At 70.6% G+C, this 24,492-nt stretch carries 17 protein-coding genes and 2 pseudogenes; 6 read left to right on the forward strand and 13 right to left on the reverse strand.

Annotated features, from left to right (window positions below):
* Positions 1-44: 44 nt before the first annotated feature.
* The 3 genes from typA (at position 45) to EOE48_RS13600 (ending at position 2,497) form a co-directional block, all read left to right on the forward strand.
* Positions 45-1,871, forward strand: coding sequence for a translational GTPase TypA (typA, locus tag EOE48_RS13590; RefSeq protein ID WP_127729903.1), 1,827 nt, complete (start codon positions 45-47; stop codon positions 1,869-1,871).
* A gap of 132 nt (positions 1,872-2,003) precedes the next feature.
* On the forward strand, positions 2,004-2,219 hold the full coding sequence (locus EOE48_RS13595; protein ID WP_127729906.1) for a DUF5397 family protein: 216 nt from the start codon (positions 2,004-2,006) through the stop codon (positions 2,217-2,219).
* Entirely contained in the window at positions 2,219-2,497 is a 279-nt protein-coding gene (locus EOE48_RS13600; RefSeq protein WP_127729909.1) for a virulence factor, read from the forward strand. Before EOE48_RS13595 ends, EOE48_RS13600 begins: the two co-directional genes overlap by 1 nt.
* Positions 2,498-2,554: 57 nt before the next feature.
* Here EOE48_RS13600 and EOE48_RS13605 read toward each other — a convergent pair.
* From EOE48_RS13605 to EOE48_RS13650, 10 genes and pseudogenes are all read right to left on the reverse strand, one after another.
* Positions 2,555-3,757: pseudogene (locus EOE48_RS13605) on the reverse strand (radical SAM protein); the annotation flags it as partial.
* Positions 3,758-4,011: 254 nt separating this feature from the next.
* Positions 4,012-4,257: pseudogene (locus tag EOE48_RS13610) on the reverse strand (cobalamin-dependent protein); the annotation flags it as partial.
* An 83-nt stretch (positions 4,258-4,340) separates the two neighbouring features.
* On the reverse strand, positions 4,341-5,033 hold the full coding sequence (locus EOE48_RS13615; protein WP_127729912.1) for a di-trans,poly-cis-decaprenylcistransferase: 693 nt from the start codon (positions 5,031-5,033) through the stop codon (positions 4,341-4,343).
* Between the two features lie 77 nt (positions 5,034-5,110).
* On the reverse strand, positions 5,111-5,473 hold the full coding sequence (locus tag EOE48_RS13620; protein WP_127729915.1) for a transcriptional regulator: 363 nt from the start codon (positions 5,471-5,473) through the stop codon (positions 5,111-5,113).
* Positions 5,460-6,068: a hypothetical protein gene (locus tag EOE48_RS13625; RefSeq protein WP_127729918.1), complete on the reverse strand. Its 609-nt coding sequence runs from the start codon at positions 6,066-6,068 to the stop codon at positions 5,460-5,462. Before EOE48_RS13625 ends, EOE48_RS13620 begins: the two co-directional genes overlap by 14 nt.
* A 315-nt stretch (positions 6,069-6,383) precedes the next feature.
* A complete protein-coding gene (locus EOE48_RS13630) occupies positions 6,384-7,343 on the reverse strand; it encodes a right-handed parallel beta-helix repeat-containing protein (protein WP_127729920.1) in 960 nt (319 codons plus the stop codon).
* Positions 7,344-7,359: 16 nt separating this feature from the next.
* On the reverse strand, positions 7,360-8,235 hold the full coding sequence (gene purU / locus EOE48_RS13635; RefSeq protein ID WP_127729923.1) for a formyltetrahydrofolate deformylase: 876 nt from the start codon (positions 8,233-8,235) through the stop codon (positions 7,360-7,362).
* A 422-nt stretch (positions 8,236-8,657) separates the two neighbouring features.
* Positions 8,658-11,858 (reverse strand): efflux RND transporter permease subunit, encoded by a 3,201-nt coding sequence (locus EOE48_RS13640; protein WP_127729926.1) that lies wholly within the window; start codon positions 11,856-11,858, stop codon positions 8,658-8,660.
* Positions 11,859-11,951: 93 nt separating this feature from the next.
* Entirely contained in the window at positions 11,952-13,085 is a 1,134-nt protein-coding gene (locus EOE48_RS13645) for an efflux RND transporter periplasmic adaptor subunit (RefSeq protein WP_127729928.1), read from the reverse strand.
* Between the two features lie 160 nt (positions 13,086-13,245).
* Positions 13,246-13,566 (reverse strand): rhodanese-like domain-containing protein, encoded by a 321-nt coding sequence (locus tag EOE48_RS13650; RefSeq protein ID WP_127729931.1) that lies wholly within the window; start codon positions 13,564-13,566, stop codon positions 13,246-13,248.
* Between the two features lie 365 nt (positions 13,567-13,931).
* On the opposite strand from EOE48_RS13650, the gene EOE48_RS13655 reads away from it, so the two are divergent.
* Positions 13,932-15,206, forward strand: coding sequence for a glycosyltransferase family 4 protein (locus EOE48_RS13655; protein ID WP_425463660.1), 1,275 nt, complete (start codon positions 13,932-13,934; stop codon positions 15,204-15,206).
* 76 nt (positions 15,207-15,282) lie between these two features.
* Positions 15,283-16,716, forward strand: coding sequence for an allantoinase PuuE (gene puuE / locus EOE48_RS13660; protein WP_127729934.1), 1,434 nt, complete (start codon positions 15,283-15,285; stop codon positions 16,714-16,716).
* 25 nt (positions 16,717-16,741) lie between these two features.
* Here puuE and EOE48_RS13665 read toward each other — a convergent pair whose 3' ends face one another.
* Together EOE48_RS13665 and EOE48_RS13670 are read right to left on the reverse strand one after the other, a co-directional pair.
* On the reverse strand, positions 16,742-17,113 hold the full coding sequence (locus EOE48_RS13665) for a response regulator (RefSeq protein WP_246154341.1): 372 nt from the start codon (positions 17,111-17,113) through the stop codon (positions 16,742-16,744).
* Between the two features lie 12 nt (positions 17,114-17,125).
* Positions 17,126-18,361 (reverse strand): sensor histidine kinase, encoded by a 1,236-nt coding sequence (locus EOE48_RS13670; RefSeq protein ID WP_127729937.1) that lies wholly within the window; start codon positions 18,359-18,361, stop codon positions 17,126-17,128.
* 578 nt (positions 18,362-18,939) lie between these two features.
* Here EOE48_RS13670 and EOE48_RS13675 point away from each other — a divergent pair.
* Positions 18,940-19,821 carry a glycosyltransferase family A protein gene (locus EOE48_RS13675; RefSeq protein WP_187371408.1) on the forward strand — a complete coding sequence of 294 codons (882 nt, stop codon included), beginning with the start codon at positions 18,940-18,942 and terminating at the stop codon, positions 19,819-19,821.
* Between the two features lie 362 nt (positions 19,822-20,183).
* Here the strand turns inward: EOE48_RS13675 and EOE48_RS30240 are convergent, their stop codons facing one another.
* Complete coding sequence (locus EOE48_RS30240) at positions 20,184-24,347, reverse strand: family 16 glycosylhydrolase (protein ID WP_187371409.1); 4,164 nt, start codon at positions 24,345-24,347, stop codon at positions 20,184-20,186.
* Between the last annotated feature and the right edge of the window lie 145 nt (positions 24,348-24,492).

Genomic DNA, 24,492 nt, shown 5'->3' on the forward strand with positions numbered 1-24,492 from the left:
CGGCGGCCTGCTTCAGGCCGGGCTCTTTCCGCTTCGGGTCTCTCATGAAGCTGCGCAACATCGCCATCATCGCCCACGTCGACCACGGCAAGACGACGCTCGTCGACAAGCTGCTGCAGCAATCCGGCTCCTTCCGCGAGAACCAGCGGGTCGAGGAGCGGGCGATGGACTCGAACGACCTCGAGAAGGAGCGCGGCATCACCATCCTGGCCAAGGCCACCTCGGTGGTCTGGAAGGACACCCGCATCAACATCGTCGACACCCCCGGCCACGCCGATTTCGGCGGCGAGGTCGAGCGCATCCTGTCGATGGTCGACGGCGTGATCGTGCTGGTCGACGCCGCCGAGGGCCCGATGCCGCAGACCAAGTTCGTGGTCTCGAAGGCGCTCAAGATCGGCCTCCGGCCGATCGTCGCGGTCAACAAGGTCGACCGCCCCGACGCCCGCATCACCGAGGTCGTCAACGAGGTCTTCGACCTGTTCGCGGCGCTGGACGCCACCGACGAGCAGCTCGACTTCCCGATCCTGTACGGGTCGGGCCGCAACGGCTGGATGGCGACGACGGCCGACGGCTCGCCCGACGACGGGCTGGCGCCGCTGTTCGATCTCGTGCTGGAGCACGTCCCCCCGGCGAAGACCGAGGAGGGCGCGTTCAAGATGCTCGGCACGCTGCTCGAGGCGAATCCGTTCCTCGGCCGCATCATCACCGGGCGCATCGCGTCCGGCACCGTGAAGCCGAACCAATCGATCAAGGTGCTGGACCGCACCGGCAAGGTGGTCGAGACCGGTCGCGTCTCGAAGATCCTCGCCTTCCGCGGCCTGGAGCGTCAGCCGATCGAGGTCGGCGAGGCCGGCGACATCGTCTCCATCGCGGGCCTCGTCAAGGGCACGGTGGCCGACACCTTCTGCGATCCGCAGGTCGAGACCCCGATCCAGGCCCAGCCGATCGACCCGCCGACCGTCACGATGTCGTTCATCGTCAACGACAGCCCGCTCGCCGGCACCGAGGGCGACAAGGTCACGAGCCGGATGATCCGCGACCGCCTGTTCAAGGAGGCCGAGGGCAACGTCACGCTCAAGATCGAGGAAGCCAGCGACAAGGACTCGTTCTACGTCTCGGGCCGCGGCGAGCTGCAGCTCGCGATCCTGATCGAGACGATGCGCCGCGAGGGCTTCGAGATCGCGGTGTCGCGGCCCCGCGTCGTGTTCGAGAAGGACGAGGACGGCAACGTCCTGGAGCCGATCGAGGAGGTCGTGATCGACGTCGACGAGGAGTATTCCGGCGTCGTCGTGCAGAAGATGTCGGAGCGCAAGGCCGACATGATCGAGATGCGGCCGTCCGGCGGCAACCGCCTGCGCCTCGTCTTCCACGCCCCGACCCGCGGCCTGATCGGCTACCAGGGCGAGCTGATGACCGACACCCGCGGCACCGCGATCATGAACCGGCTGTTCAAGGCCTACGAGCCGTTCAAGGGCGAGATCGCCGGCCGCCGCAACGGCGTACTGATGTCCAACGACCAGGGCGAGGCCGTCGCCTACGCCCTGTGGAACCTCGAGGATCGCGGCCCGATGATGATCGAGCCGGGCTGGAAGGTCTACCAGGGCATGATCATCGGCGAGCACAACCGCGAGAACGACCTCGAGGTCAACGTGCTCAAGGGCAAGAAGCTGACCAACATCCGCACCACCTCGAAGGACGAGGCGGTGCGCCTGACGCCGCCGATCCGCATGACCCTGGAGCGCTCGCTGGCCTGGATCCAGGACGACGAGCTGGTCGAGGTCACCCCGAAGTCGATCCGCCTGCGCAAGGCCGTGCTCGACCCGAACGACCGCAAGCGCGCCGAGCGGGCCAAGGAATCGCTGAGCGCGTAAGGGCGTCGGGCGGATCCGTCCGCCGGACTTTCGCGGGGCGCGGTCGCCGTCGGGAGGGATCCCGGCGGTGGCCGCGCCTTTCGCATGGAAAAGCCCGCTGAAGAGCTGCCAGAGCTATGTTAGGCTTGCGCCGTGAACGCGACCGCCTCGGCATCTCCTGCGCCGCAACCTCGCAGCCTCATCGGAACCTGGCGTCGCTTCGGACCGTTCGGGCCCGTCTATGAGATCGTGGCCATCGGCGGCACCACGTCACAGGGCCACGCGACGATGCGGGTTCGCGTCATCGAGACCGGCGAAGAGATCGAGTATCGTCTCGCCGACATTCTCGACGACCCACGCGAGCGCTGATGTTCGCAATCGCCTTCGATCTCGTCGTGGCGGAGGTGCAAAAGCATCATCCCAAGGGCATCTCGCAAGCCTGTAACGACATCCGTGCGACGCTCGCGGCATTCGGTTTCGACTGGACTCAGGGAAGCCTCTACGTCGCTCGCGACGAGGACATGGCGAAGCTCTTCTCGGCGGTGATGGCGCTGAAGGCCCTGCCCTGGCTTCCGCCTTCGGTCAGGGACATCCGCGCCTTTCGCGTCGAGCAATGGTCGGATTTCACCGCTCTCGTGAAGGCGTGAAGCGGGTACGGCGCGGTCGAGACTCCTGGAACCGATGGCCAGGAATCTGATGCTCCGTCACGCCACGGGCGTCTCGACGCGCCTTTCGGGCGTCCGCGCGGCGAGCGCCTCCTCCTCGCCGTCGAGGGGCTCGCCCCAGAACTCCGCCACGGTCGGGCCGTCTCTCAGGCGCCCGCCGCGGAGGAAGCCGCGGATCTCGTGCGGCCAGACCCGGCGGCCCATGCGGGTGTACCACCGCATCGCGTGCCGCAGGCCGCGGTCGGGATGGAGCAGGACCTGCAGCAGAGCCCGCGGCCGTCCCTGTAGCACCGCCTCGATCAGCTTGACCCACAGCAGCACCCGCCAGGGCGGCACCCGGCGCGTCGCCAGCACCTGATGCTTGTAGTCCCAGAGCCGGCGGTCGGTCCGGATCACCCGCCGGCCGGCGGCGAGGCGGTAGTACGGCGTCCAGCGATGGGGCGTCACGTACAGCATCTGGATCTGGTCGGGATCGTAGGACAGGAGTTGGCGCAGGCCGCGCCAGTAGTCCCGGTCGGTCTCCTCCTCGAAGCCGACGATCCAGGTCGCCATCGACAGGATGCCGTGACGGCGCAGCAGGCGGATCGCCTCGCGGTCGGTCGTGGTGGTGGTGCCCTTGCGGATCTTCGCGAGGGTCCGGGCGTCGGTGCTTTCGAGGCCGAGCAGGAAGCGCGCCCAGCCGGCCCGCTTGTAGAGGTCGAGCATGTCGGCATCGCGCACGATGTCCCCGGCCCGGGTCGAGTCGACCAGGATCAGGTCGACCTCCTCGGCGATCAGGGCTTCGAGGAAGGTCCGCCAGACCCGCTTCGACACGGTCGGGTTCTCGTCGGCGAAATTGACCACCCGCACGCCGTGCTCGCGGGCGAGGCGGGCGAGTTCCCGGGCGAAGCGGACCGGGTCGCGGTGGCGCTAGCGGGTCCAGAAGCCGCGCTGCCCGCAATAGGTGCACAGGTGCGGGCAGCCGCGGGAGAACTGGACCACCACGGCGCGCAGGCCGCCCCAGTAGCTGTAGCGGGTGTGGTCGATCAGCTCCCAGCCGATCCGATAGGCGTCGAGGTCGCGGATCACCGGGGCGGGCGGCGTCGCTCGCGGTCCGCCGGCGCCGCGGAAGGCGAGGCCCGGCACGCCGGCGAGATCGGCCCCGGCGGCGAGGGCCGCCATCAGGCGGCGCGTGGTCTCCTCCCCTTCCCCGCGCACGATCGCCGCGACCCAGGGCTCGGCGTCGAGGATCTCGCGCCAGTGAGAGCCTGTTTGACTCTCGATCTAAAGAAAAAGCTCCCCTTTCCCGGACGACTGTAACGCAGTGGAAGGAGATCTGGGATCCAGCACAAGAAGTCGCGAAGCGTCCATATGCAGCGACAGTGCCGGCACACGGAGCCGCTTCGCGGCACATCTGACGTCTGGATCCCGGATCTCCTTCCGCTATCGCTTCAGTCGTCCGGGAAAGGGGAGCCTCGCGCGGTCAATACAATTGACCATCGCTCAAACAGGCTCTGATAGGTCGGGAACACGCCGCCATACACGATGACCGCCTCGGGCAGGGCCCGGGCGACGGCGCTCGCGACCTCGGCGATCACCGGATGGCCCGAGGTCGAACCGGAATGCCCGAACAGCACCGCCTCCGGCGCGTGCCCTCGGATCGCCGCGACGAGGTCGGCGACCGGCATCGGCCCGAACTCGCCGTCGATCAGCGCGACGTCGTGGCCGTCGTCGATCAGGGGGCCGCCGACCGCGAGCAGGCCGAGGGGCGGCAGGTGGTCGTCGGGGATGCGGCTGCCGATCGCCGGATGCGGCACGTTGACGAGGAGGATCCGCATGGCCCGCCTCACGCCGCCGCCGGCAGGCCGCCGAAGCGGCGCTCGCGGCGGCGGAAGATCCGAAGCGCCTCGGCGAGGTCGTCGGGTCCGAAATCCGGCCACAGCCGGTCGGTGAAGTGAAGTTCGGCGTAGGCGCTCTCCCACAAGAGGAAGTCGGACAGCCGCTGCTCGCCGCTGGTGCGGATCAGGAGGTCGACATCCGGGGCCTCGCCGGTCACGAGGCGGGAGAAGCCGGCGCGGGTCAGATCATCGAGGCTCGTCACCCGGGCCGCCGCCCGCAGAATCGCGTCCCGGGCCGAGTAGTCGACGGCGAGGCGCAGGTGCAGCCGCCGGCCGGCCGCAGTCGCCGCCTCGGCCCGGGCGATGGTGTCGGCAAGGCCGGCAGGCAGGCGGTCGCGGCGGCCGATCACCGAGAGCCGGGCTCCCCGCGCCGCCAGCCGCTCCGCCTCGGCGGCGAGGTAGTGACCGAACAGGCTCATCAAAAAGGCGACCTCGGCCGGCGGCCGGCGCCAGTTGTCGCTGGAGAAGGCGTAGAGGGTCAGGGTGCCGATCCCGAGATCCGGCGCCGCCTCGGCGACGCGGCGGAGCGCCGCGATGCCGGCCTCGTGCCCGTGGCCGCGCGGCAGCGACCGCGCTTCCGCCCAGCGGCCGTTGCCGTCCATGATGAGGCCGACATGGAGGGCGGCGCATTCACTTTGCATCGTAAAGTCTCCGGGCGAACGAGGACGCGCGACGGCCCGCCGATCGGGCACTCACGCGGGAACGAGGCGAGGACGACTCAGGCCGGCTTCAGGTGCGCCGGGCCGTCGCCCTCGCGGGCCGCGTCGGCGGCGTCGCGCACCACCCGTTCGAGCACCGCGAGGTAGTCGAGGAACTTCGCGCGCCCGAGGGCGGTGAGGTGGCAGGTGGTCTGCGGACGGTTGCCGTCGTAGCCCTTGCGCAGCTCGACCAGCCCGGCTTCCTGGAGCACCTGGAGATGGCGGCTGAGGTTGCCGTCGGTGAGGCCGCAGAGCCGCTTGAGATCCGCGAAGACGAGGCCGCGCGGGTGGGTCGTCAGCGAGGTCAGCACGCCGAGGCGGGCCTTCTCGTGGATGACGCGGTCGAGCCCCTCGTAGGCGTAGGGCGCCTCAGGGCTCGGCATCGTCGCCCCCCCGGTGGATCAGCACGGCGACGAGGACCTGTCCGATCGCGAACGGCACGCCCATCGCCCAGGGCGACAAGGCGCGGGTCTCGCTCGCCAGCAGCAGCACCGCGAGGCCGGCGACCACGTACCACGCGCCGGCGAGCGCAACGGCGCCGGGCAGCGAGCGCGCGGCGGCGAAGATCCCGAGCCCGACCAATACCTGCCACAGGCCGGGCAGCAGCCACAGGCAGTCGGGGGCGCCGCGGGCCAGGACGACGAGCAGCAGGGCGCCGGCGGTGCCCGCCGGCACGAACTGCGCGACCGCGTTGCGGATCATCGCGTCGGCGAGGCCGGAATGCAGCCGGCGCGAGCGCGTCAGCATGTCGGTGCCGATCAGGCCGGCGCTGAGCAGCGCGGCCGCGACCCATCCGGCGAGGACCGTCATCGGCGCGGCCGCCGGGTCGAGCCAGAGCGATTGCGCCCCGGCGGTCAGCAGCGCGAGACCGCCGGTCGCCGCCAGGGTGACCGGGCCGTAGCCGCGGAAGGTGGTGCCGCCGGCGATCTGGCTGCGGATCGCCACGATGTCGGCCAGCGCCCGGTCGAGGTCCCGCATCGTCCCGCCCCAACAACTTTGCAAAACAAAGTATGCACGAACGCAAAGCGGAGGCAAGCCCGATTTGCCGGGATTCTAGGGCCATCGCTTCAGCGATTGTCCTGCGGTCGTCCGCAGGGCGATGCTCCATGGCGGGCGCGAAGAGCGCCCCGCGGAGCGGGTTCGGGGGGACGAATGTCCGCCCGAACGCGTAAGCGGAGCGAAAGCCAAAGTCACGGATGTGACTGCCGGCGCCTGAGGCCGAGCAAGAAACCAGGGCAATCGCTCTGAAGCGATGGCCCTGGCCGGGATTTCTGCTCGCGGCCGGCAGCCCGGCTACTCGACGGCGTTGGGCTCGACGACGTTGCCGGTGCCGCCGTCGTCGTTGTCGAGGCTGCTGCCGAACGGGTAGCCGGCATCCTGCCAGCAGTTGAGCCCCCAGCCGCCGCGGGAATTGACCACGACCGGCGCGGCCCCGAACAGCCCGCCGCCGCCGCGGAAGACGTTGCCGGTGACCACGTTGTCGGAAGGCGTCTGGTGGCGCACGGTGCCGCCCTCGCCGCAATTGCGGTAGAGGCGCACGCCGCCCTGGCCGTTGAGCACGAAGAGGTTGCCGGTGATGCGGTTGCGCGCCGAGCCGTCGACCGCCACCGCCTCGCGGGTGGTCCAGGTCTCGATGTCGTTGTCCTCGATGCGGTTGTCGGCGCTCTCGGCGTCGAGGTAGAGCGCCGTCGCGTCCGAGCGCCCGGCGAGCCGCGACCGCGTGAGCGCGACCCCGGTGACGCCGGGCCCGAGATAGAGCGGGATCGGCCCGGCGGCCGTGATGGTGGTGCCGGTGATCGTCACCCGGGTCGGCGCGGCGGTCTGGGCCCGCTCGGTGTGGCCGGGGCTGGTCGAGGAGGCGCGCAGCAGCGGCCCCTGCCCGTTCACCGCCATCCCCCAGATCCGGACGTGGCCGTGGATCGTGCAGTCCCGGATCGTGATGCCGCTCGGCCGGTCCCACGGCTCGCCCGAGCGCGAGGGCGGGCGCGAGCGGATCGCGATCGTGTGGGCGTCGAGGCGCACCGGGGCGTCGGGGCGGCCGATCGCGGCGCCGTCGCAATCGAGGGTGACGCCGGAGGCCGCCGACCCTTCGATGACGAGGCGCTTGCGCACCCGGTCGCCGGGCTTCAGCCGCAGGCTGCAGGTGAGCGCGACGGCCTCGTCGCCCGGGGCCAGCAGGCGGGCCCGCATCTCGGCTCCGCACGGCGCCGCCACCGGCCGGACCAGGGCCGGAGGCTCGGGCGGAAGCGTCATCACGACCTTGTCCGGGTCAGTCGGCGAACACCACTGTGGTGCGGCCGTTGGCGATCACCCGGTCCTCCAGCACGTAGCGCACCGCGCGGGCGAGCACCCGGCGCTCGATGTCCCGGCCCTTGCGCACGAGGTCGTCGGGGGTGTCGGCGTGGCTGACGCGCTCGACATCCTGCTCGATGATCGGGCCCTCGTCGAGGTCGGCGGTGACGAAGTGCGAGGTCGCGCCGATGAGCTTCACGCCGCGCTCGTGGGCCTGATGGTAGGGCCGCGCGCCCTTGAAGCCGGGCAGGAACGAGTGGTGGATGTTGATGCAGCGGCCCGACAGCTTCGCCGAGAGGTCGTCGGACAGGATCTGCATGTAGCGGGCGAGCACGACGAGGTCGGCGTCGCTCTCCTGCACGAGGTGCCAGAGCTGCGCCTCCTGCGCCGCCTTGGTCTCGCGGGTGATCGGCAGGTGATGGAACGGGATCGCGCCGAACTCCATCGCCCCGTAGGTGTCGCGCGGGTAGTTCGAGACGATGCCGCAGATTTCCATCGGCATCTCGCCGATGCGCTGGCGGTAGAGCAGGTCGTTGAGGCAGTGGTCGAAGCGCGAGACGAGGATCAGGACCTTCTTCAGCGCATCGCGCCGGCGCAGGGTCCAAGTCATGCCGAAGCGGTCGGCGAGGGGCGCGAGGCGGGTTTCGAGGTCGTCGAGTTCCGGCAGGCCGGCGGGGGAGCCGGCGTTGAATTCGACCCGCATGAAGAACCGGCCGCTCTCGACGTCGTCGAATTGCTGAGCCTCCAGGATGTTGCAGCCGGCCTCGAACAGGCTGCCCGACACGCCCGCGACGATGCCCGGCACGTTGCGGCAGGAGAGCGTGAGGATACAGGACGGCGAGGGCTGCGACATGGGACCTGAGACCGTGGGTGACGAGACGGGAGTCGCGCGCAGGTAAGCGGGCGGGGATGGTCCCGGCAAGGCGTGTGCCGAAAACGGCGAAGGCCCCCTCTTCCACAGAACCCCCATGGAAGAAGCTGGCGCGGGACTTCTCCTCTCACCCGCTGGCGGCAGGGCTGTCAGGGGAAATGAGTAGCGCGTCTCCCCTCTCCCGAGTGGGAGAGGGGCCGGGGGTGAGGGTGGCTCGGTCTCCGCAAGAATCCCGAACTGTTGAGCTGCGCGGCTCGACGCTCGGTGCTTGATCCTGAACCGTCTCCACCCTCGCCCCTACCCCTCTCCCACTCGGGAGAGGGGATCCCGCGCTTGATTCTCAAAGGATTTTTCCTCGGACACGCCCTGCACGAGTGGGACGCTGAGACGACCAGCTTCCCGCCTCAATGCGCCGGCTGCGGATCCCCGTGCGAGCCGCCGCCGTGCTCGTCCTTGCCGCGCCAGCGGTTGATGCGGATGAGCAGGTTGCGGATCACCACGTAGAAGACCGGGGTCAGGAACAGGCCGAACACCGTGGCGCCCAGCATGCCGAAGAGCACCGCGGTGCCGAGCGCCTGGCGCATCTCGGCGCCGGGACCCGTGGCGATGGCGAGCGGCACCACGCCGAGGATGAACGCGAAAGCGGTCATCAGGATCGGCCGCAGGCGCAGCCGGCACGCCTCGACGGCGGCGGCGACCGGGCCGCGCCGCTCGCTCTCCTCGATCTGGTGGGCGAACTCGACGATCAGGATCGCGTTCTTCGCCGCCAGACCGATGAGCACGATCAGGCCGATCTGGGTCAGGATGTTGTTGTCCTGCGCCCGGAGCTGGACGCCGGCCAGCGCCGCCAGCACCCCGGTCGGCACCACCAGCAGGATCGCCAGCGGCAGCGCCCAGGATTCGTACTGCGCGGCGAGCACCAGGAACACCAGCAGCACGCCGAGGGCGAAGACGTAGATCGCGGTGTTGCCGGCCGCCTTCTCCTGGAACGCGATCTCGGTCCACTCGTAGCTCATGCCCTCCGGCAGGGTCTTCTTGGCCAGCGCCTCCATCGCGTCGAGGGCCTGCCCCGACGAGATGCCGGGCTTGGAATCGCCCTGCACCGGCACCGAGTAGTATAGGTTGTAGCGCTGCACGATCTGCGGCCCGGCGATGTCGCGGATGCCCGCGAGCGTCCCCATCGGCACGAGGGCGCCGGTGGAGGAGCGCACCATCAGCCGCTCGATGTCCTCCTTCTCCAGGCGGTCGCCGGCCTGGGCCTGGGCCCGGACCTGGTAGATGCGGCCGAAGGTGTTGAAGTCGTTGACGTAGGCGCCGCCGAGATTGACCTGGAGGGTCGAGAACACGTTGGCCAGCGGCACGTTCAGCATCCGGGCCTTGGTGCGGTCGATGTCGAGGAAGATCTGCGGCGTGTCGTTGCCGAAGGTGGTGAAGACGCGGGTCAGGGCCGGGTCGCGGTTGGCCGCGCCGATCAGCTCGCCGGAAGCGGCGAGCAGCCCGGCGATGTCGGAGCCGGTGCGGTTCTGCACCTGCATCTTGAAGCCGCCGGCATTGCCGAGGCCGCGCACCGGCGGCGGCGGGATCGCGATGATCCGCGCCTCGGTGATCGAGCCGGTCTTGGCGAACACGTCCTGCACGATCGCCCCGGCGTTGCGGCCCTTGGCGGTGCGTTCCTTGAACGGCTTGAGCGTGAGGAACATCACGCCACCGTTGGTGGTGTTGGTGAAGGTCGCGCCGTCGAAGCCCGAGATCACCACCGCGTTGGCGACGCCGTCGACGGTGAGCGCGCGCTTGGCCGCCTCGCGCACCACCGCGGTCGTGCGCTCCAGCGCCGCGCCCGGCGGCAGTTGCACCACCACGATGAGGTAGCCCTGGTCCTGCTGCGGGATGAAGCCGGTCGGCGTGATGCGGGCGAGGTGCAGCGTCCCGGCGATGACGCCGCCGTAGAGGACCAGCATCACGATCAGCGGCACCACCCGGCTGGTGAGGAACCGGACGGTCGCCGCGTAGGCGTTCGAGGTCGCGTCGAAGCCGCGGTTGAAGGTGTTGGCCGCCCAGGCGCCGAACCGGGCCAGGAAGAAGCGCGGCTGGTGGTGCTCGGAATGGGGCTTCAGCAGCAGCTTGCAGAGCGCCGGCGACAGCGTCAGCGAGTTGAACATCGAGATGATGGTCGAGGCCGCGATCGTCAGCGCGAACTGCCGGTAGAACTGGCCCGAGATGCCCGGGATGAAGGCGGTCGGGATGAACACCGCCGACAGCACGAGCGCGATGGCGACGACCGCGCCGCCGACCTCGTCCATGGTCTTGTGGGCGGCCTCGCCGGGCGATAGGCCCTCGGCCATGTTGCGCTCGACGTTCTCGACCACGACGATCGCGTCGTCGACCACGATGCCGATGGCCAGCACGAGCCCGAACAGCGTCAGGTTGTTGAGCGAGAACCCGAGCAGCGCCATCACCGCGAAGGTGCCGACGAGCGAGACCGGAATCGCGATGATCGGGATCAGCGCCGTGCGCCAGCTCTGGAGGAAGACCAGGATCACGATCACCACGAGGACGACCGCCTCGCCGAGGGTCTTGTAGACCTCGTGCACCGACTCGGCGATGAACTCGGTCGGGTTGTAGGCGATCTTGTATTCGAGGCCGGGCGGGAAGTCCTTGGCCATCTCCTTCATCAGGCTCTGGACCGCCTCGGCCGCCTCGAGGGCGTTGGTGCCCGGGCGCTGGAACACGCCGACGCCGATCGCCGGCTGGCCGTTGAGGAACGACTGGGTGACGTAGTCCTTCTGCCCGAGCTCGACCCGGGCGATGTCGGAGATCCGCACGAGGCGCCCGTCGGACGCCTTGACGATCACCTTGCGGAACTCGTTGGGGTCGTTGAAGCGCCCCTGCGTCTGCACCACGAGCTGGAACGCCTGCGAGGCCGGCGACGGCGGGGCGCCGAGGGCGCCGGACGCCACCTGGACGTTCTGCTCCTGCAGCGCCGAGAGCACGTCGGTGGTCGAGAGCTGGTAGGCGGTGAGCTTGTTGGGGTCGAGCCAGATCCGCAGCGCGTATTCGCTGCCGCCGAACACCGTGATGTCGCCGACGCCGTTGAGCCGCAGCAGCGGGTCGCGCAGGCGCAGGTAGATGTAGTTGGCGAGGTAGTTCTGGTCGTAGGTGTTGTCCGGAGACAGCACGTGCACGACCATCATCAGGTCGGGCGACGACTTGCGCACCGTGACGCCGAGGTTGCGCACGTCGCCGGGCAGGCGCGGCTGGGCGACCGAGAGCCGGTTCTGGACCAGCACGTTGGCGATGTCGAGGTTGGTGCCGAGCGCGAAGGTGACGGTGAGCTGCATGTTGCCGTCGTTGGTCGACAGCGACGACATGTAGAGCATGTTGTCGACGCCGTTGAGCTCCTGCTCGATCGGCGTCGCGATGGTGGCGGCCACGGTCTCGGCGTTGGCGCCCGGGTAGGAGGCGCGCACCACCACGGTCGGCGGCACGATCTCCGGGTACTGGGCGACCGGCAGCGAGATGTACGAGACGTAGCCGATGATGAGGATAACGATCGACGTCACCGAGGCGAAGATCGGCCGGTCGACGAAGAAGTGGGCAAAGCGCATCGGGGACCTCGCGCGCCCTCCCCGGCCGCGGGCCGGACGGGCGCTGTGTGTCGTCGCGGGCGCGCCCCGCGGATCGTCCGCGGGGCGGTTCGGCTATTCCTTGACCGGAGGCAGGTCCTTGCGCTCGGGCGTCACCTTGGCGCCGGGCCGGACCCGGGTCAGGCCGCTGATGACGATCGTCTCGTCGCCCTTCAGGCCGTCGCGCACCACCCGGTAGCCGTCGATCTTCGGGCCGAGCCGGACGTTCTGCGACGCGACCGTGTTGTCGTCCTTGACGACGTAGACGATGCGCTTGTCCTGGTTGGTCGCCACCGCCTCGTCGGGGATCAGCACGCCCTGGAACGGCGGCGAGGCCGGCATGCTGATGATGCCGAACAGGCCCGGCTTGATGAAGTTGTCGGGATTCTCGACGGTGGCGCGCAGCATGATCGAGCCGGTCTGGGCGTCGAACTGGTTGTCGACGAAGTCGAGGACGCCCTTGCGGGTCGGCTTGGCCTCTCCGGTCAGGGCGATCAGCACCCGGACCGTGTGCTCCTTCTGGGTCGCCCCCATGCCGATGCGCAGGTTGCCCTGGTAGGCGAGGAACGAGCGCTCGTCGACCGGGAAAGAGAAGTAGATGGGATCGAGGGAGACGATGCTGGTGAGGATCGTCTGGTCGGTGATGACGATGTTGCCCTCGGTGACCCGGCGCTGCGAGATCCGCCCGTCGATCGGCGAGCGGACCTCGGTGAAGTCGTAGTTGAGCTGGGCCTGCCGCAGGGCGGCGGTGGCGCTCTCGACGTCGGCCTGGGCGGTCAGCGACGCCTGCCGGCGCTGGTCGGTGACCTGCTCGGAGATGTTGCCCGAGCGGCTGAGCGTCTGGGCGCGCTCCAGGTCGGTCTGCGAGAAGTTCAGCCGCGCATTGGCCGAGGCGAGCGCCGCCTGGGCCTGATCGAGGGTCGCCTTGTAGGGGCGGCGGTCGATGGTGAACAGCAGGTCGCCCTTCTTGACCCGCGACCCGTCCTGGAAGTGGATCTTCTCCAGGTAGCCGGTGACGCGGGCGCGCACGTCGACGTTCTCGATCGCGTTGAAGCGGCCGGTATAGTCGTCGTGCTCGACCACCTCCTTGACCACCGGCTTGGCGACGATCACGGTGGGCGGCGGTCCGCCCGGGGCCTGCGCCCGCGCCGGCAGCCCGGCGACCACCAGGAGCGCCGGGATCGCCGCCGCCAGCCAGTGCCTGCGCATACTCACTCTCCCATCCATCCGATGCGTTCGGCCCGGAATCCCGCCGGCCAAGCGGCACGGGCGGGAGCGGGCTCATGGCCGCGACGGGAACCGCCCCCGGCGGGGACGCGGCCCTCCCGGGGCCCTCGATGTCGTGCCGGCGTCGGCCCTGCGGGCGGCGTCAGGCGATGGTCTCGCCGGCGCCGACCCAGTCCTTGAAGCCGCCGGCGTAGTGCTCGGTCAGGGCGACGCCCTGGCTCTGCGCGTAGTGCAGCGCCCGCGCCGAGCGGATTCCGGCCGCGCAGGCGAGAACCGGGCGGCGCCCGTCCTCGGCGATGAGGGCCTGGAGGGCGTCGAGGTCGAAGCGCGACAGCGGATGCGACACGGCCCCCGGAATGTGGCCCTGCTCGTATTCGTGCGGCTCGCGCACGTCGATCAGCAGCACGGTGCCGTCCGCCAGGCCGCGCTTCAGTGCCTCCCGGTCCCAGTCCACGATCGTCATGCCGCCCACCCGCCGTGCCGGACCCCGCCGGCGCCGTGCCATCGAACCGTCGGTTGCGGGGGCCTCGCCGGCTCCGCCCGGCGACCGTGGCGTCGGCGCCGGCCCGGGTCAACCCGGGCGGGTCGTCCCGGACGCCCGCGCACCGCCGCCAACGGCGAGCGCCCCTCGAACGGCGCGGGGGCGCCGATCCGCGAGGCGCAACGAAGCTCCGCTGACGGTTGGGATATTTCATCACTGGTCACGAACGCAAGGCTCATCCCGGCCGGCGGCGGCGGCGTGTGCGCGAGCGCACAACCCGGCCCGGTGGCGGCACCCGGCCCGATGGGCTACCCGGAGCGCCCCTGCCGCACCGGTTGTGCCTGCCCGTGACCTCCCTCGCCTTCGACCTCACCCGCCTCGTCACCCGCCTGCGCTTCGCGACGCCCTCCGGCATCGACCGGGTCGACCTCGCCTATGCCCGCCACGTCCTGGCGCAGCCCGGCGAGCGGTTCGGCGTCGTGTCGACCCCGTTCGGGCCGCGCGTCCTCGACCGGGCCGAGGCGGGCGCCCTCGCGGAGCGGGTCGCGGCCGGCTGGGCCGAGGAGGTCGGCGCCGGGGACGACCCGGTCTATCACCGCCTGCTCGGCGCGCTCGGCGCGGCCACGCCCGGGCCCGCCCCGGCGGCGCGGGGCGACGGGGGGCGCCGGCACCGGCGACGGGCCTGGGCCGCGGCCTCCCTGGAGATCCTGCGCCGCCCCGGCCCCGGCCGGCTGCCCGCCGGCACCACCTATCTCCACACCTCGCACCTGCGGCTCGACCGGCCGGAGCGGTTCGACTGGCTCTACGACCGCCGCGACGTGCGGGCGCTGTTCCTCGTCCACGACCTCATCCCGATCGAGTTCCCCGAATACGGCCGCGGCGCCGAATCGGTCCGCCACGCCGAGCGGATGCGCACCGTCTCGCGCCACGCCGCCGCGGTGATCGCCAATTCCGCCGACGTGGCGGCGCGCTTGCGCGCCCATCTCGCCGGGCGCTCGCTGCCATGCCCTGCGGTGACCGTGGCGCATCTCGGCATCGAGCCGACCTTCGGCGCGAGCGACGGCCCGGCGCCGGTGCCCGACCGGCCGACCTTCGTCGCCTGCGGCACGATCGAGCCGCGCAAGAACCACCTGATGCTGCTGTCGGTGTGGCGCGACCTCGCGGCGCGGCTCGGCCCGGCGACGCCGCGCCTCGTGCTGGTCGGCCGCCGCGGCTGGGAGAGCGAGAACATCGCCGACATGCTCGACCGCTGCCCGGCGGTGCGGGCCCACGTCGTCGAGGTCGCGGGCCTGTCGACCGCCGGGCTGGTGCGGCTGCTGCGCGGCGCCACCGCGCTGCTGATGCCCTCCTTCACCGAGGGCTACGGCCTGCCGGTGCTGGAGGCCGCCGCCGCCGGGCTGCCGGTCGTCGCCTCCGACATCCCGGTCCACCGCGAGATCGCCGCCGGCTTCGCCGAGTTCGTCCCTCCCCTCGACGGGCCGGGCTGGAGCGGGATCGTCGAGGCCCTGGCGCAGGACGGCTCGCCGCTGCGCCGGGAGATGACGGCCCGCCTCGACGGCTTCCGGCCGCCCTCCTGGGCCGAGCACTTCGCCACCGTCGACCCGCTCCTGGCGGGCGGCTGAGGCCAGGGGATCGGCCGTTTTGGCAACGGCCGCGCTTTGCGCCTATGATTCGCGGCCCGGCAACCGGACCGAGACCATGGACGACAGCACCTATCCCCGCGACCTCGTCGGCTACGGCCGCAACCCGCCCCACGCGCAGTGGCCCGGCGGCGCGCGCCTCGCGGTGCAGTTCGTCATCAACTACGAGGAGGGCGGCGAGAACTGCCTCCTGCACGGCGACCGGGCGTCCGAGGCGTTCCTGTCCGAGATCGTCGGTGCCCAGCCCTGGCCGGGCCAGCGCCACATGAACATGGAGTCGATCTACGAGTACGGCTCCCGGGCCGGGTTCTGGCGGCTGTGGCGGCTGTTCACCGCCCGCGGCCTGCCGGTAACGGTCTACGGCGTCGCCACCGCGCTCCAGCGCAACCCCGAGGCGGTGGCGGCGATGCGGGAGGCCGGCTGGGAGATCGCCAGCCACGGGCTCAAGTGGATCGACTACCGCGACTTCTCGCTGGAGGAGGAGCGGGCGCATCTCGGCGAGGCGATCCGGATCCACGCCGCCGCCACCGGCGAGCGGCCGACCGGCTGGTATACCGGCCGGACCTCGGAGAACACCCTGCGGCTTGTCGGCGACGAGGGCGGCTTCCTGTACTACGCCGATTCCTACGCCGACGACCTGCCCTACTGGGTCGAGGCCGGGCGCGGGCCGCAACTCGTCGTGCCCTACACCCTGGACGCCAACGACATGCGCTTCGCCACGCCGCAGGGCTTCAACAGCGGCGACCAGTTCTTCACCTACCTGAAGGACAGCTTCGACGTGCTCTACGCCGAGGGCGGGACCGCGCCGAAGATGCTGTCGGTCGGGCTGCATTGCCGCCTCGTCGGCCGGCCGGGCCGGGCGGCGGCCCTCGCGCGGTTCCTCGACTACGTCGCGGAGCATCCCGACGTCTGGGTGACCCGGCGCCTCGACATCGCCCGGCACTGGATCCGCCATCACCCCCCGGCCGACCTGACCCCGAGCCGGATGAGCCGGGCCCTGATGGCCGAGCTGTATGGCGACGTGTTCGAGCACAGCCCGTGGGTCGCCGAGGCCGCCCACGCCGCCGGGCTGACCGCGGCCCACGACACCGCCGAGGGCCTGCACGACGCGATGGTGACGGCGATGCGGGCCGGCGGGCCCGAGCGCGCCCTCGACCTCATCCGCGCCCACCCCGACCTCGGCGAGCGCGTCGCCGGCATGACCGCGGAATCCCAGGCCGAGCAGGCCTCGGCCGGCCTTGATTCCCTCGACGAGGCCCAGCGCGCGCGCTTCCTCGACCTCAACGGGCGCTACAAGGCGCGGTTCGGCTTCCCGTTCGTGATGGCGGTGCGCGGCCGGGGCGCCGAGGAGATTCTCGCCGCCCTCGACGAGCGGATCGGCAACGAGCCCGACGTCGAGCGGGCGCGGGCCCTCGCCGAGATCGAGACGATCGCCTTGCTGCGCCTGCGCCAGCGCCTGCCCGCCCTGCCGGACGTGACCCGGGGCGCCTGAGCGCCCGGCCGGGCGCCCCGCCGGATCAGGCGCCGATGAGCCCCCGCGCGGTCTCGACGAGCTTCGCCAGACGGTAGGGCTTGCGCAGCAGAATGCTGCCGGGCACCTGCCGCGGCGGCCCGACGCTGAAGCCGGTCGCGTAGATCACCGGCAGGTCCGGCGCGAAGCGGCGGGCCTGCTCGGCGACGCCCCAGCCGTCGAGGGCGCCGGGGAGCTGGATGTCGGTGAACAGGAGATCGGCCCGCCCGGCCCCGGCGAGGAACGCCACCGCCTCCTCGCCGGTGGCGCAGGCGGCGACGCCGAAGCCCGCCTCCTCGAACTCCGCCTGGATGATCGAGAGCAGCATCTCCTCGTCCTCGACCACCAGGACGGTCATGCCGCCCGCCTGCACGCTCACGGCGGCCATCGCTCAAGCGGCCGGCAGGGACTGGAACTGCATGCGCGGCTCGGGCAGGCCCGGCGGGGCCGCCGGGACGGCCGCGCTCTCCGGCAGGGCCGGAAACACGAGGCGGATCGCCGTCCCGCCGCCGACCCGCGAGCTGATCGCCGCGCTGCCGCCGGATTGCCGGGCGAAGCCCGAGACCTGACTGAGGCCGAGCCCGGTGCCCTGTCCGGACGGCTTGGTGGTGAAGAACGGCTCGAAGGCCCGGGCCGCCACCTCCGCGGTCATGCCGATTCCGTTGTCCCTGACCTCCACCAGCACCCGCGCACCGCCGCCCTCGCCGCCGGGGATCATCGCGGTGGTGAGGGTGAGCAGGCCGCCGCCCGGCATCGCGTCGCGGGCATTGATCGCGAGGTTGAGGATCGCGTTCTCGAGCTGGTTGGGATCGACCCGGATCAGCGGCAGCGCCGCGGCAAGGTCGGTGGCGAGGCGGATCCGGGCGCCGATCGTGCCGCGCAGGAGTTCGACCACCTCGCCGATCAGCGCGTTGACGTCGGTCTCGGCCGGGGCGAGGGGCTGCTTGCGCGCGAAGGCGAGGAGCTGGTGCGTGACGGCAGCGGCGCGCTCGGCCCCGGTCATCGCGTCGCGCAGGGGCCCGAGGACGCCGTCCTCCTGCGGCACCTGCCGCTCGATCCGTTCGAGGTTGCCGAGGATCACGTTGAGCAGGTTGTTGAAGTCGTGGGCGACGCCGCCGGCGAGATGGCCGATCGCCTCCATCTTCTGCGACTGGCGCAGCAGCTCCTCGGTCCGGGCCCGCTCGGCCTTCGCCCGCTCGAGCGCCGCGAGGGCGAGATCGCGCTCGGCGGTCAGGGCGGCGAGCGCCGGGTCGGGTCGGGCCGAGGCGGACGGCGCCTCCGGCCGGGCCCGCCATAGGGCGATCGCCGCGGCCAGGGCGACGAGGGAGGTGAGCAGGACCGCCGGCGCCGCGGCGCTTCCCGCCCGGGCCCACAGGCTCAGCAGGTCCAGCCCGTGCAGGACGCCGCAGGCCGCGACGAAGATCGCGAAGGCACGGATCCTCCGGCCGGTCCGGGCGTCGGTCTGCTGCGTGGCGGCACGCAGCAGCACCAGAAGAACGACGAGGCAGGCGAGCGCGGCGAGACCGCCGGCAGCGTTGGTCCATAGCAAGTCCAGCCGCGACGACAGGCATCCCGCCTGTGACGGAAGGCTGCCCGGCCCCGGGGCCCCAGCGGTGGTGTCAACCATGGCGAGCAAGCCATATCCCTGCTGTCATCAATACTGAAGGATGACTATGACGAATTGAGATGTCAAGCTACCGCGGCGCATCAACCATGTATTAGCAATGACACCAATCGAAATCGCCGCACGCAGCAATGGCATATTTGCAAAATCAACAAAAGATCATGTCGAGTGGACGATCGTTGGCGACCGGTCATCGATCGGTCGCCGTCCTCCGAGGGATCGATGAGGGAGCGGCACGGCGTCGAAGCCGGCGACATCCGGGCCAGGTTGCCTTTCAGTCAGGATCCGGCGAGTCCTTGCCGGACCGGTCTTCGGCCCCCGATGGGTCGGCCCCGTGCTGCGGTTCGGCCCGGGGATCGATAAGATTCGACTGGTTGTTACAACTTGAGGTCGAGGAAGGACGGTCGATTCGACGGGTTCCGGAAGCGGACATCCGATGCGGAAGGTGGATCGGCCGGCATTCGCGCGGTAGACAAGACGGCCGGATCGCGCCGCGACCGCGCCCGGTGCCGTGCCCTTCCGCCCGGAAGGTCCCGCATTCCGGCCGATCCGCTTCCCAAGGCTTTCATCGGAAAGGCAGGATGTCCATGACGACCGACGGTAGCGGGCTCTCGCTCGTGATGATCTCGACATCGGATGCCGAGAGCGGACGCACGGAGATGCTCGACCGGATGATCGATTCGGTCGCCGCCTTCGCGGCGCGGCGCCCCGCGATCCAGATCACGCTGCTGCTGCTCATGCAGCGATCCCAGGACCCGGCCGCGCTGGCAGCCCGCAACTGGCCGTCCTTCGTCGAGGTGTCCCACGTTCCCGGCAGGCTCTCGCTCTCGGCAGCCCGCAACCGGCTGATCGCGGAGGCCCGCGGCCGTCAGTCGTTCCGCGACGACGTCCTGGTGCTGTTTCCGGACGACGACTGCTGGTATCCGGACGGCGTGCTCGAGGGCATCTACGACATCTTCGACAGCCGGCCGCGGCTTGATCTCTGGTTCTGCCGCTACTCCTCGGCCCCGCTGCCGTACCTGCCGGGCGGCGAGGTCCCGGCCCGGGCGGCGCAGGTCACCCGGCGCGCCTCGTCGAACACCTTCGTGTTCCGTGGCCGGATCTTCGCGGACGGGCTCGGCTTCGACGAGACCCTCGGCGTCGGCACGCCGAATCTCGGCGGCGAGGATACCTCGGTCGCCCTCAGCGCCTACGGCCGCGCCCGCGAAACCCTGTTCCTGGATCGCGCCTGCATCGGACACCGGGATCCGGACGTCCGCTTCGTCTCGCGCTACTATCGCGGGGCACTGTTCGCCCTGGCCCGCAACGCCCGGGTCCCGGGAGTCCGGGCCGAGTTCACCCGCAAGCTGATGGTCGGCGGATACCTCGTGCTGTCGCGCAGGCTCCCGCTGCGCAGCTTCCTCGGAGATGCCAGCGCGGGTTGCGGCAACTTCCTCCGGGCGCTCCGGTCGACGCAGTCCTGACGCCGCGTCGCGGTCCGGCCTCCCGGGCCGATCCTCGCGGGGGCCGGCGGAACGGCGTCCGATCACGCTGTGATCGGACGCCGCGGAGGTTCCGACGTCCCTCTCGGCAGACTTGCCTCATCATACGGTTTCCGATTGATCGCTCGGCGATCCCTGCGGGATCGCCGAGCGATGCGGGAACCGCCTTCGCTCAGGTGTGTGGAGCCTTCGGCTCCACCGCGCGGGCTTGTGATACGGTTTTTGAACGAATCGTCCAAAAACCGTATCAGACTTGCGTCGGCAGGCCGATGCAAGTCTGATGAGCTCATTGTCTTGTCGCAGGTTTTTCTCGCAAGAGCGTCAATCGCTCTTGCGAAACCTGCCTAGACGATGACGAGGTCGTCGGCGGACAGGGACGGCCGGCCCGACAGCGTCGCCAGGAGAACGCGGGACGACGGATCGGGACTACCCTCCCACATCAGCCGGCCGCTCCCGGTCTCGTAGAACAGCGTCGGCTCGGCAACGCTCGGGGGCAACGCCGCGACGGAGGCGAAGCGGACCGAGGCGAGCCGCGACGGATCGACGACGCCGCTGAGCTGGACCTCGAGCCGGTCCTCGCCGGACACGAAGTCGGCGATCGTGTCGGCCGAGCCGCTCCCCTGAGCCGCGCTGATCACGAAGGTGTCCGACCCGGCCCCGCCGGCGAGTTGGTCGTAGCCGACGCCGCCGATCAGGCGGTCGATGCCGAGGCCGCCGAAGAGGTGGTCGTTGCCCGTGCCGCCGAGGAGGAGGTCGTCGCCGTCGTCGCCGTGCAGGGTGTCGTTGCCGGCGAGGCCGTCGAGGGTGTCGTCGCCGGACCGGCCGCGGACGACGTCCCCCAGGCTGCTCCCGGTCAGGCCGTCGGCGAAGGATGATCCGTGCAGGCCGTAGATCCGGGAGTAGCGGTCGCCGGCCGCGTCTCCCGTGTTGTTGTCGGGGTTGGAGAGGTCGGCGACGAGACCGGAGGCGGAGGATCCGTAATCGGCGGTGTTGATACCGTCGCCGCCCATCAGCAGGTCGGCGCCGGCTCCGCCGTCGAGCGTGTCGTTGCCCGCGCCGCCGTCGAGGCGGTCGGCCCCGCCTCCGCCCACGAGCGAGTCGTCGCCGCCGAGGCCCCGCAGGATGTTGCCGGTCTCCGAGCCGAGGATGAGGTCGCCGGCCTCGGTCCCGACGGCGTTGGTGATGGCCCGCAGGGTGTCGCGGTCGCCGAACCCGTCGACTGCCCGGCCCTGCTGGAGATCGACCGTCACGCCGGCCGTGCCGCCGGCCGCCGCATCGAGGCTGTAATCGACGGTGTCGAGCGGCCGCAGGGCGGTGCCGACGAAGGTGTCGTTGCCGGCCAGCCCGCTGAACGTCGTGCCGCCACGTCCGCCGGTGAGGACGTTGGCGGCGGCGTTGCCGGTCAGGGTCGTCTCGAACAGGCCGGTCGACACGAGGTTCTCGAGGCCGTCCGACAGCACGGCGGCGCCGCGCCCCGAGAAGATCACCGTGTCGATCCCCTCGCTCACCGGGGCGAGGGGGATCAGGGTCGCGTCGGCGAGGGGAATCGTCAGGCCGCCGTCGGCGGACGGCGAGGCCGTGATCGTGTTCGCCGAAGCCAGGGGAAGCGCTGCGCTCAGGATCTCGTCGGCCGTCGATCCGTCGGGAAGGACCGCTTCTGCCGGCAATCCGCCCGGGGCGAGGAGGCCCGCCGTGAAGGCCACCTTCTCGACGTTCCGGAGGGTCAGGTAGGCGTTGAGGCCGGCCGCGAGATCGTAGACCCGCGCCGCGCCGGGCACGAACGGCACGGCGACGAACACGTAGCGGGAGGCCGGCCCGTGCAGGACCACGGTGTCGGTGCCTGCACCGCCGTCGACCGTGCCGGTCGCCGAGAGCGGATCGAGGATGTCGTCCCCCCCCTCGCCCGCGAGAGTGTCGGTGCCGGCACCGCCGACGAGGATGTTGGCGGCGGCGTTGCCGGTCAGGCTGACCGGGCCGGTCCCGGTCGCGACGGCGTTCTCGTACCCGGCGGGAAGGATCAGCGACGATCCGCCGAACCGGACGGTGTCGACGCCCGCGGTCGCCAGGAGCGGCGTCACGGAGGTCGCGCTCGCGGTGAAGAGGTCGCGCCCGCCGGCGGCGTTGCGGCGGAAGGACGCCGTCACCGCCTCGGCGATCGGCATCTCGACGGTGGACGCGATCTCGCCGGTCACTTCGTCGAACTGGCGGAAGCGCAGCCTCTCGATGTCCTGGAGCCGGTCGCCCTCCTGGTCGGCCGCCAGGAGGTCGACGACCCGGAACCGGCCGGGGGCATCGAGGTCGCGCAGGACGACGAACTGGCTGGCCGGCCCGACGTATTCGGCGACGTCGAGCCCGGCGCCCCCGTCGAGCCGATCGCTGCCGCCGAGCCCCCGGAGGACGTCGTCGCCGCCGCCTCCCGCGAGCGTGTCGTCGGAGGCGTTGCCGATCAGGATGTTGGCGGACGCATTGCCCACGAGGTTCCCGGCGCCGGCGCCCCGCACCGCCGCGTTCTCGAAGGCGTCGGCGAGGACGAGCGGCGCCGTTCCCCCGTACACGACCGTGTCGGGCTGGTCGGTCGCGAACGAGGGCAGGAGCAGGGCCGCATCGTCGAGGACGATGTCGCGCCCGCCGGCGAGGTTGCCGCGCAGGCTCACCCGGGTCGCGTCCGCGATCGCCACGTCGACGGCGCTGGTCTGGACGCCCGTCACCGCGTCGTGGCTGCGGAAGCGCAGCGTTTCGACGCCGCTCAGCCGGTCGGTGCCCTGGTTGCCCTGGGTCCCGGTGTCGATCGCCGCGTAGGTGTCGGCGTCCAGGTCGTGGACGACGATCAGGCGGGACAGGTCGCCGTTGTACAGGGCGACGTCGATGCCGTTGCCGCCGATGATGGTGTCGTCGCCCTGGCCGCCGCCGAGGGTGTCGTCGCCCTCGCCCCCGTCCAGCGTGTCGTTGCCGGCCGCGCCGTAGAGCTGGTCGTTCTGTTCGAGGCCGGCGAGGGAATCGGCGTAGGCCGTCCCCTGGAAGTAGTCCAGGCCCGAGTTGCCGATGCGCGTCAGCGGATCGGGCAGCGAGACGGTGTTCTGGGTCGCGAAGGCGCGGATGCGGTCGATGTAGTAGGTCGGGTCCCCGGTGAGCGTGTTCCCGCTCGGAGCGCCGCCCCAGTTGCCGCCGACCGCGAGGTTGGCGATCATGTACATCGGCCGGTTCTTCATGTCGTCCGGCGTCTTGGCGGTCCCGACGGCGACGCCGTCGAGGTACCAGGTCAGGTGATCCGGACCCCAATCCATGCCGAAATCGTGATAGCCCGCGGTCAGATCCGGCGTGAGGAGGGAATAGCCTTCCTTGGTGCGGACGCCGGTGGTGCCGCTATGGGCCGTCATGAGAGCGTTGAACGGGTTCTGGCCCAGCGCCTCGAACACGTCGATCTCGGTGATCGGCCCGAGGTCGGCCGGCAGCATCCAGAAGGCGGGCCACAGCGCCTGGCCGCTCGGCAGCTTCGCCCGGATCTCGAAGTAGCCGTAGGTCTGCTGGAACGAGGAGAAGCTCGAGATCATGCCGGAATAGTACGGCCGCCATGACGTCCACTGGTTGAGCTCGGTCGGCGTGGCCGCGGCCTTGATCTCCAGCACCCCGTCGTCGATCGTGAACGGGTTGAGGCCGATCGAATCCGGCGCCTGGTTGAAGCGCACGCCCTTGTAGTCCGAGTCGACGTAGATCTGCCGCTCGGCCTTCGACGGGTTGGTGTAGCCGGCCAGTCCGTCCCACTGGTGCTTGGTGACCCAGGTGCCGTCGACGCCGTCGAAACGGTCGAACGTGTCGAAATCGTCGTTGAACGTCAGCCGCCACTTCGAGGTGTCGAGGCCCGTGGCGAAGTCGTCGGCGCTGAAGTTCTGGACGTTCTGGTTGAGGAAGCGCAGCGTCTCACCGTTGCCGAGGTTCAGGATCGCGGTGGTGCCGTCCTGCACCATCGCCGCCCTGATCTGGTCGAACGACGTGAAGTCGTAGCCGACGAGGCTGACGATCGAGGACGTCGTGTGACCGGCCCTGAAGTCGCCGATGGCGTCGGAACCGTTGCCGGCGCGGATCACGAACACGTCGTTGCCGCCGCCGCCGTAGAGCAGGTCGTTGCCGGCCCCGCCGTCGAGGTGGTTGTTGACCGCGGTGCCGCGGATGATGTTGGCGAGAGCGTTGCCGTAGCCCGACTTCTCGATGCTTCCCGCCAGGGTCAGGTTCTCGACCCGGTCGGGAAGCCGGATGGTCGGCAGGTACGAGATGAGCGTGTCGATGCCGCCGTCCTCGTCCTCGTCGATGAGGTCGCCGGGATTGTCGATGTAGTAGGTGTCGTCGCCGAGGCCGCCGGACATCGTGTCGGCACCGGACAGGCCCGACAGGGCGTCGTTGCCGGCGGTTCCGACCAGCGAGTCGTCGACGCCGTCGTTGCCGACGACCGAGGTGGAGGGCCGCTTGCTCGCAGGCGGAGCGACCCACGGCTGATTCACAACATCGGTCATGGCCATCCCCTGCGACGGACGCATCGCCACGGTGTACGACAAATGGATGCCGCCGGTACCGCACGAGGTCAATCGAATCAAGATGCGCGCCTGCGCAATTTCTACTGGTGTGACGGCGAGAAGACGGCGAAAGTTCGACTCCGAT

Origin of the sequence: Methylobacterium oryzihabitans (assembly GCF_004004555.2) — a bacterium.
GTDB classification, from domain to species: domain Bacteria; phylum Pseudomonadota; class Alphaproteobacteria; order Rhizobiales; family Beijerinckiaceae; genus Methylobacterium; species Methylobacterium oryzihabitans.